The sequence below is a fragment of the Nguyenibacter vanlangensis genome (genome assembly GCF_013376155.1).
GTDB classification, from domain to species: Bacteria; Pseudomonadota; Alphaproteobacteria; order Acetobacterales; family Acetobacteraceae; genus Gluconacetobacter; species Gluconacetobacter vanlangensis.
The window spans coordinates 1-608 of sequence record NZ_JABXXP010001183.1 but is presented as its reverse complement, the minus strand read 5'-3'; the positions used below and the strand labels follow the sequence as shown (position 1 = coordinate 608).

At 70.6% G+C, this 608-nt stretch carries 1 protein-coding gene; it reads left to right on the top strand.

Annotated elements, in window-relative coordinates:
* Positions 1-321, top strand: a 321-nt coding sequence (locus tag HUK84_RS22005) for a nucleoside deaminase (protein ID WP_176642018.1), incomplete at its 5' end; no start/stop codon positions are given.
* Positions 322-608: the final 287 nt, after the last annotated feature.

Sequence of the window (608 nt, the reverse complement as noted above, 5' to 3'; positions counted from 1 at the left end):
GCCGGGCACGATGCGGCGGCCCATGCCGAGATGCTGGTCATGCGCGCGGCGGCGCGGCGCCTGGGCACGCCGCGCCTGGTGGATTGCACGCTGGTGGTGACATTGGAACCCTGCCCGATGTGCGCCGCAGCCGCCGTGCATTTCCGGATCGGGCGCATCGTCTTCGGCGCCTATGACCCCAAGGGCGGCGGGGTGGACCATGGTCCGCGCCTGTTCGACCGGCGCGAATGCCTCCACCGCCCCGAATGGGTGGGCGGCGTGCGCGAGCGCGAGGCATCGGCGCTGCTGCGCGATTTCTTCGCCGCGCGGCGCGGGCCATGATACGCGCGCGGTGATTTGCGCAAGCGGCGCGGCTGGCGCATTCTTCTAACGCATCTTTCATCGGCAGGTATGGGAGAGGTGCGGAATGCCGATGCATTCTGCCAGGGTACGACACAGGACGCGGGCGTCGGCAGCGGCCGGCCGGCCCGTCAACGATCAGGAATGCTATGTCTGACGCGTTTGATCTGATTTCTTCCGTTCCCGCTCGCCGGCCCCGCGCCGGGATGGCAGCCGGGGTGGCGCCCGGGACGTCGCGCGCCAGGGTGCTGGCTGCCAGGGTGCTGCCG